The organism is Coleofasciculus sp. E2-BRE-01 (genome assembly GCF_040221695.1).
Classification (GTDB): domain Bacteria; phylum Cyanobacteriota; class Cyanobacteriia; order Cyanobacteriales; family Coleofasciculaceae; genus Coleofasciculus.
Genome location: NZ_JAVKEA010000052.1, coordinates 1 through 14,627 on the forward strand (window position 1 = coordinate 1; position 14,627 = coordinate 14,627).

General features: G+C 47.1%; 10 protein-coding genes. 8 read left to right on the top strand and 2 right to left on the bottom strand.

All coding sequences use genetic code 11. The features are described from left to right. The first annotated feature begins 415 nt into the window (after positions 1-415). From RIG66_RS06080 to RIG66_RS06100, 5 genes are all read left to right on the top strand, one after another. Positions 416-4,273, top strand: coding sequence for an nSTAND1 domain-containing NTPase (locus tag RIG66_RS06080; RefSeq protein WP_446376174.1), 3,858 nt, complete (start codon positions 416-418; stop codon positions 4,271-4,273). A 665-nt stretch (positions 4,274-4,938) separates the two neighbouring features. Beyond that, positions 4,939-6,039: an ABC transporter ATP-binding protein gene (locus RIG66_RS06085; RefSeq protein ID WP_446376176.1), complete on the top strand. Its 1,101-nt coding sequence runs from the start codon at positions 4,939-4,941 to the stop codon at positions 6,037-6,039. Then, entirely contained in the window at positions 6,039-6,839 is an 801-nt protein-coding gene (locus RIG66_RS06090) for an ABC transporter permease (protein ID WP_446376178.1), read from the top strand. Before RIG66_RS06085 ends, RIG66_RS06090 begins: the two co-directional genes overlap by 1 nt. A 156-nt stretch (positions 6,840-6,995) precedes the next feature. Next, on the top strand, positions 6,996-8,759 hold the full coding sequence (locus RIG66_RS06095; protein ID WP_446376180.1) for a Gldg family protein: 1,764 nt from the start codon (positions 6,996-6,998) through the stop codon (positions 8,757-8,759). A gap of 233 nt (positions 8,760-8,992) precedes the next feature. After that, entirely contained in the window at positions 8,993-9,877 is an 885-nt protein-coding gene (locus RIG66_RS06100; protein ID WP_446376182.1) for a DUF4340 domain-containing protein, read from the top strand. Positions 9,878-9,986: 109 nt separating this feature from the next. Here RIG66_RS06100 and RIG66_RS06105 read toward each other — a convergent pair whose 3' ends face one another. Further along, on the bottom strand, positions 9,987-11,081 hold the full coding sequence (locus RIG66_RS06105; RefSeq protein ID WP_446376184.1) for a WG repeat-containing protein: 1,095 nt from the start codon (positions 11,079-11,081) through the stop codon (positions 9,987-9,989). Positions 11,082-11,214: 133 nt separating this feature from the next. Next, entirely contained in the window at positions 11,215-12,606 is a 1,392-nt protein-coding gene (locus RIG66_RS06110) for a malic enzyme-like NAD(P)-binding protein (RefSeq protein WP_446376186.1), read from the bottom strand. A 202-nt stretch (positions 12,607-12,808) separates the two neighbouring features. Between RIG66_RS06110 and RIG66_RS06115 the strand changes: the two genes are divergently transcribed. From RIG66_RS06115 to RIG66_RS06125, 3 genes are all read left to right on the top strand, one after another. Continuing rightward, complete coding sequence (locus RIG66_RS06115) at positions 12,809-13,243, top strand: SRPBCC family protein (protein WP_446376188.1); 435 nt, start codon at positions 12,809-12,811, stop codon at positions 13,241-13,243. A gap of 51 nt (positions 13,244-13,294) precedes the next feature. Further along, positions 13,295-13,861: a Uma2 family endonuclease gene (locus tag RIG66_RS06120; protein WP_446376190.1), complete on the top strand. Its 567-nt coding sequence runs from the start codon at positions 13,295-13,297 to the stop codon at positions 13,859-13,861. Between the two features lie 376 nt (positions 13,862-14,237). Beyond that, positions 14,238-14,627 (top strand): Rpn family recombination-promoting nuclease/putative transposase (locus RIG66_RS06125; protein WP_446376192.1); only part of this gene is annotated, 390 nt, incomplete at its 3' end.

The following is a 14,627-nucleotide window of genomic DNA, read 5'->3' on the forward strand; positions in this document are numbered from 1 at the left end:
CAGAATTCGGTTCGGTCAAACTAACTTCTAAAAGCCGAAACGCCCTATTTTTCGTTCTCACTCTTCCTTGTCTACTGGTCTACCTGTCTTCCTTGTCTTGCCTAAACCCCCATCTTAAAAAACCTACCCTTGTGAGCCCCCCTCGTTTCCCCCTGCGAGGAGGGATGACAGAGGATGCTTCGCTTTTGTTGCATGGGAGAAGGGGAACCGGATTCTCTTACTCCCCTCTTGCTCCCCTCTCCCAAGCTTGGGAGAGGGGCTGGGGGTGAGGGCTGAGGGCTGGCGTGGGAGAGGGGCTGGAGGTGAGGGGTTGTTAAGTTGACACCAATAATTGCTCACCTACCCTCTGCCCTGCCTACCGTACAATTAAATTGAGCGGTATGCGATCGCACTCGGTCTATGTTTCGTCTCAGTTATGACCCATTCTGATCATCCTGAATCTATCGCTGCTGAAAACGATCGCGCGTTGCAGTCTTTAATCCGGGTGATGCGGTTTGTCAGTAGACGCCGATTCTCCCTGGTTCTGGTGCGCTGCAATTATGCCAGGTTGCGGGAGGAAATGCTGGAACGGTTGCGCCGGGATTCTCCGGTGGCGTTTCAGGTGTTGCGGCTGGCGGCGGATGAGCAACGGCTGTATACCAAAATTAAAACAGAATTTGGCGATCGCGTAGCGTGTTCCGAAGGAATGTATCGCGCAGCGTGTTCCGAAGGAACGTATCGCGAAACTTCGGCGTTGATGGTGGTGGGATTGGAACAGGTGCAGAATTTGCCCGGTTTGCTGTCGGCGAGTAATCAGATGCGGGATGAGTTTGGCAAGTCGTTTGTCTTTCCAGTGTTTATCTGGGTGACGGATGATGTGTTGCGAAATATAATTCGGATTGCGCCGGATTTCTATAATTGGGCGACGCTGATTGGTTTTCGGGTATCGACAGAAGAATTACTCGCACGGTTGTGGCGGGAGACAGAGGCGGTATTCGAGGCGGCTTTGGTGACAACAGATTGGTCAAGGTTTAGCGGTACTCATCCCCAAGCATATCAGGAATTAGGATTAGCGCGACAGGAATTGCAGGAACGAGGGGAGACGTTAGCGCCGGATTTAGCGGCAAATGTCTCCTTTGCGTTAGCGGTTTATGCCCATCAACAGCATCAAATAGAAGCCGCGATCGCACAATATCAAAACAGTTTAACCCATTGGCAGCATCTTGAGTCCTCATCTCCCTCATCTTCCCCATCTTCCCCATCTCCCTCATCTCCCTCATCTCCCTCATCTCCCCCATCTCCCTTAAAATTAGCGGCTGTTAACCTACAGTTAGGATTGGGGTATTTACATCAAGCTGACTGCCATCGCCGCGACTCTCACCGCCATTTACAGGAAGCTAACGCCTATTTTCAGCAGGGGGTAAACGCCCTAGACTCCGCCCAGCGCCCGGATTTAGTGGCAATCTGGATCAGCAAATGGGGCGAAGTGCTGCAACAATTACAACAGTGGCAAACTTTGCAGGAATTAGCCGAGAAAGCGTTAACCCTGCATCAAACCCAGGGAACCGCCACACAACAGGCGCAGGATTATGGGTTTCTGGCAGATGTGGCGCTGGCAAGGGGAAAATGGCAGCAGGCGAAAGATTGGGCAATTCAGGCGCTACAGTGTGAGGAGGCTACCGGGAATCGGGAATCAGGAAGCGTTTCTGAAGCCGAGAGGGTAGTCTCGAAAAGCAGATGCGGTGGGTATCGGTTGCGCTTGGCACAGGCATTAAATGGACTTCAGCACCCCCAGCAGGCGATAGAAATGCTGGAGAGGGCGAGACGGGAAAGCCGCCCCCAGGATTATCCCCAAAGCTATATTCAAATCTTAAAGGAATTGCGCCAGAGTTATTGGCAGCAAAAGCAGTATCTGAAGGCATTTGAAATTAAGCAAGCCCAAGGGGTGGTAGAGAGTCAATTGGGTTTACGGGCGTTTATTGGCGCGAGTCGCCTGCAACCTTTACCGGGAGAAGAATTGGAAACCGTAGCGCTGGAGATTACCGCGTCGGGGCGGGGGCAGGATGTGCAACGGTTAATTGGTAGAGTTGCCCGTGATGATTGTAAGTTAACCGTGATTCATGGGCAATCGGGCGTGGGCAAAAGTTCCCTAATGAATGCTGGATTAGTACCCGCTTTGGGACAAAAGATGGTGGGGGAGTTTGATGTGCTGCCGATTGTGCTGCGGGTATATACCAATTGGCAGGAAGAGTTGGCGGAATTGTTGTTGGAAGGAATCTCTGCCTCAATCTCTCTTTTACCAGAACAAGGGAGGATCTCTGCCGGACAAACCTCTCCCCCAGCCCCTTTTTTACCAGAACAAGGGAGGATTTCTGCCGGACAAACCTCTCCCCCAGCCCCTCTCCTACAAGGAGAGGGGGGCAAGATTTCTAGAAATCCTCCTAGCAATTCTCCTATAAATATTCCCAGCAATTCTTCTAGCGATTCTCCTATAAATATTCCCAGCAATTCTTCTAGCGATTCTTCTATAAATCCCCCCAGTAATCCTCATAGTAAGACATCTAAAGTTACTCCCCCTTCCCTCGCAGGGAAGGGGGCTGGGGGGTTAGGTCTCCTCCTCAACCAATTACGGCAGAATGAACAGCGTCATTTAATGACGGTGCTGATATTTGATCAGTTTGAGGAGTTTTTCTTTGTCTGCACCGATACCGCCGCACGGCTTCCCTTCTTTGAGTTTTTGAGTGATTGCCTGAATATTCCCTATCTCAAAATAATTTTATCCCTGCGGGAAGATTATCTCCATTATTTATTAGAGTGCGAACGACTGGCACGGATTGACATTATTAATAACGATATTCTGAATAAACATAATCGCTATGAGTTGGGGGATTTTGCTCCAGAGGATGCTGAGGCGATTATTCAAGAGTTGACCGCACGTTCTCAGTTTCATCTAGAGTCGGAATTAGTCGAGCAATTGGTGCAGGATTTAGCCGGGGATACGGGGAAGGTGCGCCCGATTGAGTTGCAAATTGTTGGGGCGCAATTGCAAGCCGAGGAGATAACTACCCTGGCTGAGTATCGCCAACGGGGGACAAAGGATGAGTTGGTGCAGCGGTATGTAGAAGCCGTAATTAAAGATTGTGGAGAGGAGAATCAACGAGTCGGCGAGTTGGTGTTGTATTTGTTGACGGATGAGAAGAATACTCGTCCCCTGAAGACTCGTAGTGATTTGGAATCGGAGTTAACCGCATTACCGATAGATGGGGTTATCGATAGTCAGCAGTTGGAGTTGGTGCTAAAGATTTTTGTCGGTTCCGGGTTAGTGGTGGAAGTACCAGAAAAGCCAGAGGATAGATATCAGTTGGTGCATGATTATTTAGTCGGGTTTATTCGCCAGCAGGAAGGGTTTGGGATTGTTGCGGAATTGAAGGCGGAACGGGAGAGACGGCGGCGGAGTGAGGAGCAGTTAAAGGTTGTTAAACAGCGCAAGCAGCAGGTAGAGCAAGAGTTAGCCGTGGCGCAAGCTGAACTGGAGCGGGTTAATCAAGAAGCCAGAGAGACAATTCAACGGGCGAATCAGCAACTTAAAGAGGCAGAGGAACGGTTAGCTGATGCCAGGAAAAAACAACAGGAAGCCCAAGCGGAACTCGCAGAAGCTCAGGCAGGGACTCGGTTAGAGCGAGCTGGGGTGGCGGCGATTAAACAGTTTGAATATCAACAAATAGAAGCTTTGATATCAGCCATGGAGGCGGGGCAAGACTTAAAAGAGTGGGTTAAAGATGGTCGTCCCTTAGAAAACTATCCTGCTACTAGCCCACTTTTGGCACTCCAGACTATCTTAGATAATATTTGGGAACGCAATCAACTCCAGCATCAGGGTGAAGTCAATGCTGTCGCCTTCAGCCCCGATGGCAAGCAAATCCTGACTGGCTCATTTGACAACACCGCCCGCCTCTGGGATAACCAGGGGAATTTAATCAAAGAATTAACCGGGCATCAGGATTTAGTCTATGCTGTCGCCTTCAGCCCCGATGGCAAGCAAATCCTGACTGGCTCAAGAGACAACACCGCCCGCCTCTGGGACTTGCAAGGGCGGCAGATTGCTGAATTTGCAGGCTATGGAACTATCAGCCCCGATTGGCGTACCATTGCCCTAATTCAAGGGAATAAAGTCCTGTTAAAGCGAGTTGACCGCAATTTAGATGAGCTTTTGGCGGGGGGTTGTGATTGGCTCAAGGATTATCTGGCGACGCATGAGGAAGCGCGGGAGAGGTTGCCCGTTTGTCGAGAGTAGAGGATAGGGATTGGGGATTGGTTGAACCCGTACCGTAGGGGCGCACCGACGTGCATTGGTGTCAACTACAGGCGAGAAAACCAATGCTGGCAAGGTTTTAAGCTGTGTCTATCTACTCCTTGACATTTTCCCCCTCATCCCCTCATCCCCTAACCCCAACTCCCACCCCCCTCGTTCCCCCCTACAAGAGGGGGGATGACAGAGGATGCTTCGCTTTTGTTGCACGGGAGAAGGGGGATCGGATTTTCTTGCTCCCCTCTTGCTCCCCTCTCCCAAGCTTGGGAGAGGGGCTGGGGGTGAGGGCTGGCGTGGTTGCGATCTTAAATTTCGCTAGATTAGGGCACGATAATATCGTGCCCCTACCCCATCAATTATCCCTGATGTAGGGGCATGGCATTGCCATGCCCGATTCTCTCAAACCGAAACTTGCTCACCAAAATGCGCCACCCTTTGACCCCGACATTTTTGAGGTGCGATCGCGGTTAGCAATCTGGTGGGTTTTGTTGTTCCGTTAGTGGTGGGGAGGGCGGGTTTTGTTGTTCCGTTAGTGGTGAATATATGAATTTAGTCCCTAAACCCGCCCCTACAGTTGATCAGTAGTCGGACTATGTATGATTGATAAACGTTAGCCTAAAAAAATATCAATCCTCTCCAGTGGAATCTTTATGATCGAAGTGGATCGTCTGAGCAAGCTCTATGGCGTCACTCCAGCTATTCAGGATGTCAGCTTTAAGGTGGAACCGGGGGAAATCCTGGGATTTCTCGGACCCAATGGTGCTGGCAAAACGACCACCATGCGTATTTTAGCTGGCTATTTACCCGCCACCAGTGGCACTGCCCGAATTGCTGGGTATGATGTCCATGAAAATTCTCTGGCGGTGCGCCAACGCATCGGCTATTTACCCGAAACCCCTCCCCTTTACCCAGAAATGACGGTTGAGGGATTCTTGTACTTTGTCGCCCGTCTCAAAGGCGTATCCGCAGGCGATCGCACGAAGCGGGTGAAGATGGCGATCGCACGCTGTAACCTAGTGGAAAAGCGCAAAGTCTTGATCCGCAAACTCTCCAAGGGATTTCGTCAACGAGTCGGAATTGCTCAAGCGATCGTTCATGATCCACCCGCGATTATCTTAGATGAACCCACCGTCGGACTCGATCCTCGGCAAATTATTGATGTTCGCAACTTGATCAAAAGCCTTGCAGGTGAACATACAATTATCCTGTCTACCCATATTCTGCCAGAGGTGAGCATGACCTGTAGTCGCGTGGCGATTATCAACCGAGGTAAAATCGTCGCCACCAATAGCCCAGAAAACTTGATGGCGCAATTGACGGGAGGGGCGGGCTATGAGTTAGAAGTGGATGGGGATGCGACTCAACTGCAAAAGCTATTACAAGTGTTGCAGGGAGTCTGCTTAGTCGAAATTGTCCCCACTCAACAGTTACCCCCAAATCGCTCCTTAATTCGGATTGTGACGGTACCAGGTACTGATCCGGGACGAGATATTGCGGCTGTAACCGTGGGCGCTGGGATTGGATTGCATGAAATGCGCCGCACTCGCGCTACCCTGGAAGATGTCTTTTTAGAACTGACGACTCAGGAACGCAGGGCGGAGAACCTAGAAATAGAGACAGGGAACAATTTAGCTGAATCGCCTATCTCTGATTCTCCATCAGACGTTCCTGAATCCAATGTTTCTCAATCCCAAGTCCCTGAATCAAAAGTCCCTGAGTCAGACGTTCCCCAATCAGGAGAAGATCGTTAATGCGTATACTCTTTGGCAATATTGTGGCAATTTTCCGCAAGGAATTGCAGGGCTATTTTGCTTCACCTTTGGCTTATATAGTGGCTGGGTTTTTCTGGCTATTGTCGGGGTTCTTTTTCGTGTGGATTCTATTAAGTCCCGATGGGATTATTCAGCAAGTAGCGCAACGCGATCAAGTGGGAATGCCGACACCACCTGTAGATGTGGCGTATGAGTTTTTGAATATGTTTTTGAGTGTTATGGGGTCTCTAATTTTATTTGTTCTCCCCATCCTCTCCATGGGACTCTATTCGGAGGAACGGAAGCGGGGAACGTTAGAACTTCTGGCAACTTCGCCAGTGACAAATTGGGCGGTAGCCGTGGGAAAACTATTAGGCGTGCTAACCTTCTTTACGATTATGGTGCTACCGTTACTCCTGTATGAAGTGATTGCATTGAATGCCGCCAATCCCCCCATTCAACCCTGGGTTCCTTTATTAGCCCATGCTGGATTAATTTTACTCGCCGCATCGGTGCTTTCCTTGGGAATGTTTATTTCTTCGTTAACCGATAGTTCAATCCTGGCAGCTTTCCTCACGTTTGTTTTGATATTATTCCTCTGGGTAATTGATTTAATTGCTAATCTTATCGGTGGTGCTTTTGGGGAAGCGTTAGGTTATTTATCGTTGATGGAAAATTATACCAATTTGGTTCGGGGTGTTCTGGATACCAGTAGTCTTATTTTATTTGCTAGTTATATCTTTTTGGGCATATTCCTCACCGCTCAGTCAATTGAAGCGTTCCGCTTTCAGCGTTCTTAAGTTCGTAGTTGCGCTTTAGCGCCCTAAGCATTTTGGTATTGATGACAAACCTGTAACTATTTTATCACTCAGTCAGGGCGGGTTTAGTCAAATCTGGGTTAGGTCAGAAACAATAATCGTAAAACCCGCCCCTACACAATCAAAACGCTATAAACTATGACAACAAAGCCGATTAAGTGGACGTATTTAAAATATCTATTTTGGTTTGGACCGATCCTGACAATTATGGGAATTACCGCCCAAGAAGTGGCAGGTGAGTGGTCTCCTGTATCCTTAGCGCTGCTAATTGCAGGGCTATTAATCATTGGCTTGTGGTTTCTACTTCTGGATAAAATTGCCCCTGGTTTTTGGGGACGCCGTTCTACCCAGGTGGGAACCAATGCGATAATCGCGACATTAGCCATGTTTGTGATTATCGGGTTAATTAACTTTTTAGGCGTGCGTTATGGGGTACAGATTGATTTAACCGAAAATCAACTATTTACTCTTTCACCCCAGTCACAGCAGGTGGTGAGAAATTTAGATCAATCGGTGAAAGTTTGGGTGTTTGAGAGTCCCGCTAATCCCGCCGATCAAGAACTCCTGGAAAACTACCGCCGCTATGGATCAAATTTAGAATTTGAGTTTATTGACCCCCAGCTACAACCTGAATTAGCCCAAAAGTTTAATGTAAATTATATAGGGGAGGTTTACTTAGAATATGGGAATCAACGCGAGTTAGTCCAAACCATTAGCCAAGGGGAACGGTTATCGGAAGTCCAGCTAACCAATGCAATTGAACGCATCACAGGCGATCGCACAGATAAGGTCTATTTTCTCCAAGGTCATGGTGAACGCCCCTTAGAAGCGTCAGACGAAGGTGGATTATCTCAAGCCGTAAGCGCGTTAGAGACAAAAAACTTCACCGTCGAACCCCTGAATCTGGCTGAACAGCCAGCCGTTCCCGATGATGCGTCTTTAATCGTAATTGCTGGACCGAAACGAGCGCTGTTTGAACCGGAAGTGCAAGCCTTAGAAAACTATTTGGCTGATGGGGGAAGTCTGTTAGTGATGATAGATCCCGATACCAATCCCGGATTGGAACCCTTACTCTCCGATTGGGGGGTAACGTTGACAAATCAGATTGTGATTGATGCGTCGGGTCAAGGGAGGTTAGTCGGTTTAGGTCCAGCAACCCCCTTAGTTACGCAATATGGCGATCATCCAATTACCCAAGATTTTGGAACTGGCTTTTCGATTTATCCCTTAGCGCAACCCGTGGACATGGAACCTGTAGAAGGGATTCAGGAAACCCCCCTGGTGATCACAAGTCCCCAAAGTTGGGCGGAAAATACGCCAGAACAACAACCGTTGGAGTTCAACGAACAAGAAGGCGATCGCCCCGGTCCTTTAGTATTAGGGGTGGCGTTAAGTCGCCAAGATTCCAGCGCTTCACCACCATCAGAACCGGAAGCGGAAGAAACTCCAGAAGCTGAAGGTGAAGACACGGATGAACCCGAAGCGGAAGAAACTCCAGAAGTGTCGCCAGAAGACACCGATGAACCCGAAGCGGAAACTCCAGAAGCATCTCCAACGGCTTCGCCAGAGGAATCCCCAGAAGCCTCACCTTCACCAATCCAGACCGATGAGTCTCAAGCTAAAGAAGACGAAGCTGAATCACGATTAATTGTGTATGGTAATTCAAACTTTGCCACAGATAGTTGGTTTGATCAGCAACTCAATCCTGATATTTTTATCAACTCCGTGAGTTGGTTAAGCAAGCGAGATGCACAAGCCCTTTCAATTAGTCCCAAAGAACCCGAAGACCGCCGAATTAACTTAACATCCGTCCAATCGGGAATATTGGGATGGTTAGCCCTGTTAATTGTGCCAGCATTTGGTTTTTTAACCGCCGGGATGCTGTGGTGGTTACGGCGGTAAAGGTAGATCAGTAGGGGCGGGTTTTACTACTATCTTTTGAAAGGGTGCGTTACGCTAACGCTAACGCACCCTACACCCGCCCCGACCGAGTGATATAAAATGTTCGCATCGGAATTATGTTTTTTTAACGCAGAGGACGCAGAGGTTGACGCAGAGGGACGCAGAGGGTCATAACCAATGACAAATGACCAATGACGAATGACCAATGACGAATAACAAATGACGAATAACAAATGAAGCTACAGAAGACCACTTGGGTTTTATTAATTGTCGCCCTTTTCCTGGGAGGATTTGTCTATTTTTATGAAATCGTTGGAACTCCTCAACGGGAAGCCGCGAAGGAAGCCGAAAAGCAACTGTTTAGCTTTGAAGAAGATGAGATTCAACGGGTAAACATTTATATCCAGGAAGAAAGCCGAAAATTTGAACGGGTGAGTGAACCTGAACCCGGTTGGCGCATGACAGAACCGAAGGAAGTCCCCGCCAGTGATCCATCAGTTGCATTTCTCTTGAATTTACTCGTTGAAGGAAAGAGCGATCGCATAATTCCCAATGTCGCCCCGGAAAACCTGAAAGACTATGGCTTAGACAAACCCCAAGCCATGGTAACAGTGCGACTTAAAAACGATGAAACCCATGAAATTCTTTTAGGTAAGCCAGATTTTAATAACAGTTTCCTCTATGCTCAAATTGATCCGTTTTCCGACAAATCCCAGCAATCTAACGTTTTTTTAGTCCCCATGGACTTTGAATATGCTGTCAATCGCCCCTTATCCGAATGGGAGCAACCTCAAGAGGATACAACGGAAGAAACAGAATCATCGGATAAAGAAAACGATGAATCAACATCTGAAGCAGAATCGACTACAGAGGAAGCAGAACCTCCGGAAAACCAAGCTACTCCTAATAACTCTGATACTGAACCAGAAGAATCAACGCCTGAACCAACACCGACACCGGATAACCAAAATCCGTCCGCATCTCCCTCTCCTGAAAAGCCGTCCTCTTCTGAAGATAAAAAGCAACCAATAGAGGATGAAATGGCTTCTCCCAATGAGGAAATAGAACCTGAAAATGTCCCCAATGACTCTGAAAGCGAAGACATTCCTGCTGAATAAAATCTATATTTATTGGGACAATTCTATTGCCTGAGACAGGGCTTTGAAACTTTTACATTGTGCCTGTTCCCTGTTACCTATCCTCACCACAACACCTATTCAACAAGCCCTATTTGAGGGGATGACTAATGAAGGCATACCTGTCATCAATTCTAACTCTGGCTACCCCTTGCTGAAATGACCAAGCACTATCAAATTGGGGCTTGATGACTAAATTCCCTATTTTGTTAATATAACCCCACTTGTCACCTATTTTGATCGCGATTAAGTCTTCCGAAAAGTCATACGTGTTATCAAACTGGGGAGCAATTAGCATATTTCCCTGCTGATCAATATAACCAATTTTATCGTTCATCGAAATTCCAGCCACACCTTGGACAAAATCCCCCGCCCAATCAAAATAAGGCATAATCACAAACTCGCCTTGATGATTAATATACCCTGATTTCATCGCTTGATTAGTTACAGACGCCAAGCCTTCGGAAAAAGAACTCGCGTCTTTAAATTGAGGGTGAATCGCCCAGTTTCCAGTTTTGTCGATATAGCCATACTGGTTATTAACCTTTACCGTAGCTAACCCCTCAGAAAACGGTTCTGCTTCCTGAAATTGAGGTGAAGCAACCCAGTTTCCGGTTTTATCAATATAACCATACTGATTATTATTTTCGACAATTGCCAATCCTTCCGAAAACAAATCAGCATCGTAAAATTGAGGTAAAATTATTACCGTGCCAGTTTTATCGATATAGCCCCAATCCTCACCTTGTTTAACCGGAGCTAATCCTTCGGCGAACGATTTAGCGCCATCGAATTGAGGTTTAATTACCCAGTTACCTGTTTGATCAATATAACCCCATTTTCCATCAACTTTGACTGGGGCTAACCCTTCATTAAACGAATCAGCTAACTCGAATTGCGGTTTAATTACCCAATTTCCGCTTTGATTAATATAGCCCCACTTCCCATCCAACTTAACCGCCGCTAACCCCTGAGAAAAATCATGTCCTGACTCTAACTCAAATGGGAAAGTAAATTGTACAGGAACAGCATTTTCGCTAGAAATTCGAGAATTATGGAAACCGTTGTTAATCGTTGATATAATCTGACATCCGGATAATTGAGTAACCAGCAAACCTAAGAAGAGACTGGTGATCTTAAAAACTAGCCGATGTCTAAACTTGTACTCTAACAATCCTCTACCCATGGGGTAAAACTATTTAGGGCTGGCTGAATAAGTGCTGAGGGAGATGGGGACGAATGACGAATGACAAATGACGAATGACAAATGACAAATGACAAAACCCCAATCCCTCAACATAAATCAGTGAAATCAGTGTTTACCGCCTTGCTACCCCTTCATTCCGTGCAGCTTGTTGTACCGCTGCGGAAACGGCTGTCACCACACGCTTATCAAAAACCGATGGGATAATATGTTCGGCGTCTAAATCTGTAGTAGACATCAAAGACGCGATCGCTTTTGCCGCTTCTAGATACATCGTACTGGTAATCACTGAGGCGCGACAGTCGAGCGCACCACGAAAAACACCAGGAAACGCCAGAACATTATTAATCTGATTGGGATAGTCACTGCGCCCCGTTGCCATAACGGCTACATCATCTAACACCAATTCTGGCTGAATCTCTGGTATCGGATTTGCCATCGCCATAACGATAGGATCTTGTGCCATTGAATGTACCATTTCTGGGGTCAAAACACCAGGAACACTGACGCCGAGAAACACATCCGCCCCCACCATTGCACCGGCTAAAGTACCACTGGATTCAACCGCAAATTCTTGCTTTTGGGACGTTAAATCCGTGCGTTTGGTTGAGAGAATCCCTTTGGAATCACACATCCAAATCATCTTCGCCCCAGCTTGACGCAATAGCCGCGCGATCGCAATTCCCGCCGCCCCAGCACCATTAATCACAATTCGCACGTCTTCCAGGGATTTCTTCACCAGTTTGAGGGAATTAATTAACGCCGCTAAACTGACAATGGCTGTCCCATGCTGATCATCGTGAAACACAGGAATATCTAAGACTTGCCGCAGTTTGGCTTCAATGTCAAAGCAACGGGGGGCGCTGATATCTTCTAGGTTAATCCCGCCAAAAACGGGAGCGATATTTTTAACGGTTTCGATAATTGTATCGGTGTCTTGATTTGCCAGACATATAGGAAAGGCGTCAATTCCGGCAAATTCTTTAAACAGCATCGCTTTCCCTTCCATGACGGGTAATGCTGCTTGAGCGCCTAAGTTGCCTAACCCTAATACGGCGCTACCATCTGTAACAATTGCTACTGTATTACTTTTAATGGTCAGGGAGTAAACTTGTTGAGGGTCTTCTGCGATCGCGTTGCAAATTCGACCCACCCCTGGCGTATACGCCATGGCTAAATCGGCTTGGGTTTTCAGGGGGAGTTTGTTCTCGATGCTGATTTTACCCCCTCGATGCAGATTGAACGTGCGATCGTAGACATCGATCACCTTGATATGGGTAAGTTCCTTAACCGCTTGCACAATATGTTCGGCGTGTTCGGTACTCGTCGCATCGATGGTGATTTCACGAGTTGTAACTTTGTGGGTTTGGTGAATCAGATCAATCTGTCCCAGGTTTCCCCCTACCTGTGCGATCGCCTGAGTAACGGTGGCGAGCATCCCAGAGCGGTTGGGAAGTTGGATACGAATCGTTAAACTGAAACTGGAATTCGGTGTCAGGTCTGCCATGCTGGATTGATTTCGGGTTTCAAGCTTTCAATTGTAGACCGAATTCCCAGTCCGAGGGAAAGCTCTTGGTGAACAGGTGCAGGGGAGATGAGGGAGATGAGGGAGATGAGGGAGATGGGGGAGATAAGGGAGATGGGGTGAGTTATCACCAACTTTTGCGAATGACTAATGACAAATGACTAATGACTAATGACCAATTATTATGAAAAGTCTCTATACTGAAATCGAAATAAATGCTCCCAAGTCACAAGTGTGGCAGGTTTTGTTAGACAAACAGCAGTGGAAGTATTGGAACACGTTTCTCTTTGACCGTGAACCCGAACAGCCATTGGAAAAAGGACAAGCGGTGTCTCTGTCATTACGACGATTACCCAAGGATGAAGAAACGGAATTTGAACCCTTGATCACACTCTTACAACCCGGAATTTGTCTGCGCTGGGTTTCATCGATTCCCGGTTTTCGCAGTGAGTACGTATTTGAGTTACAAGAGATTGGTTTGAGTCGCACTAAATATGTTCATATAAGCCGTTTTTCTGGGGTGTTTACTCGTATTTTTGTCCCCTTTATCCGGCAAGATGAGCATCGGGGAATGCAACGCATGGCGCGGGAGTTGAAGCGGTATGTTGAGCATTTATAATTAGGGAAAATATGGCTCTTGAGACCAGATGTTCTGCTACTCCCTAGGATTATGACTACCGTATTAAACTTAAAGCCACTGACGACAACATTGACGCGATCGCAGTTTTATCAACTGTGTGTAGCCAACCCTGATGTACCATTAGAACGTTCGCCCCAGGGAGAGTTAATTATCATGACACCGATTGGTGGAGAAGGTGGTAGCCAAGAAGCCAGCTTAATCTCTAGAGTCGTCGTCTGGAATGAGCAGACTCAGCTTGGTGTAGTCTTTAGCTCCCAAACTGTCTTTAGTTTACCTGGTGGAGGCGATCGCTCTCCAGATGTCGCTTGGGTGGAATTGGGGCGATGGCAACGTTTGAGTCAATCGGAACGAGAAAAGTTTCCGCCGCTTTGCCCAGATTTCGTGATTGAGTTGCGCTCTCGCACCGACCGATTAAAACCACTTCAGGATAAGATGCAGGAATATTTGGCAAGTGGTTTACGTTTGGGTTGGTTAATTAATTATCAGGATCGGCAAGTGGAGATTTATCGAGAAGGAACAGATGTGGACGTTGTAGCGATGCCTGTTGTGTTGTCAGGGGAGGAAATATTGCCAGGGTTTAGATTAGAAATTCTGTAGGGGCGGGTTTAGGGATTCAATTAAAGATATCATCGATAACCTTTTAACAAAACCCGCCCTTTTCCTAGGTATAGCCGAGCCATAAATACTGTAGGAGCAGGTTTAGGGATTCAATCAACGATATCACCGATAAGCTGTTCGGCATTTAAACCTTAATGTCAATAATGGCGAAAGCATTGTAGTGCGAGCATCTTGCTCGCTACTAATACCCAATTTAAATGCATGACAGCTTAACCTTTATGGTTCGTTACATTTGGCTAACGTAGCCTAATGGAGTAAAGGTGTCAATTTGTCAAGATTACAGTGATAGGAATTTTGTGCGATCGCTCCTGGCATAGTGGTCAATGTTCAGATCGCCCATGTTCAGCAATTCAGCGTGAAAACCGACACCATCTTCTATAACCTGTTTCTCGAATTCCCAGGTATTTTATTTGAACTCATTGATTCAGACCCAGAGGAAGCTACAATTTATGAATTCACCTCCCGTGAAATCAAACAACCCTCCTTCCGGTTAGACGGCTTGTTCTTACCCACGACGGAAGACGCAGAAAAATCGTTCTATCTGCTAGAGGTTCAGTTTCAACCCGATGAAGCGTTATACTATCGATTATTTGGTGAACTCTTTCTCTACTTGAGGCAATACCAACCGCCTCATCCTTGGCAGGTTGTCGTGATCTATCCTACTCGTAGGATTGAACGAGAACAAGCGTTTCAATTTGGTGAAATCCTTACCCTCAATCGCGTCACACGCATTTATATTGATGAA

Bases quoted from the DNA above. Each gene is read 5' to 3' on its own strand.
- RIG66_RS06115 (WP_446376188.1), top strand. From the start codon at position 12,809: ATGAAAAGTCTCTATACTGAAATCGAAATAAATGCTCCCAAGTCACAA.
- RIG66_RS06090 (WP_446376178.1), top strand. From the start codon at position 6,039: ATGCGTATACTCTTTGGCAATATTGTGGCAATTTTCCGCAAGGAATTG.
- RIG66_RS06110 (WP_446376186.1), bottom strand. From the start codon at position 12,606: ATGGCAGACCTGACACCGAATTCCAGTTTCAGTTTAACGATTCGTATC.
- RIG66_RS06105 (WP_446376184.1), bottom strand. From the start codon at position 11,081: ATGGGTAGAGGATTGTTAGAGTACAAGTTTAGACATCGGCTAGTTTTT.
- RIG66_RS06100 (WP_446376182.1), top strand. From the start codon at position 8,993: ATGAAGCTACAGAAGACCACTTGGGTTTTATTAATTGTCGCCCTTTTC.
- RIG66_RS06085 (WP_446376176.1), top strand. From the start codon at position 4,939: ATGATCGAAGTGGATCGTCTGAGCAAGCTCTATGGCGTCACTCCAGCT.
- RIG66_RS06080 (WP_446376174.1), top strand. From the start codon at position 416: ATGACCCATTCTGATCATCCTGAATCTATCGCTGCTGAAAACGATCGC.
- RIG66_RS06095 (WP_446376180.1), top strand. From the start codon at position 6,996: ATGACAACAAAGCCGATTAAGTGGACGTATTTAAAATATCTATTTTGG.
- RIG66_RS06120 (WP_446376190.1), top strand. From the start codon at position 13,295: ATGACTACCGTATTAAACTTAAAGCCACTGACGACAACATTGACGCGA.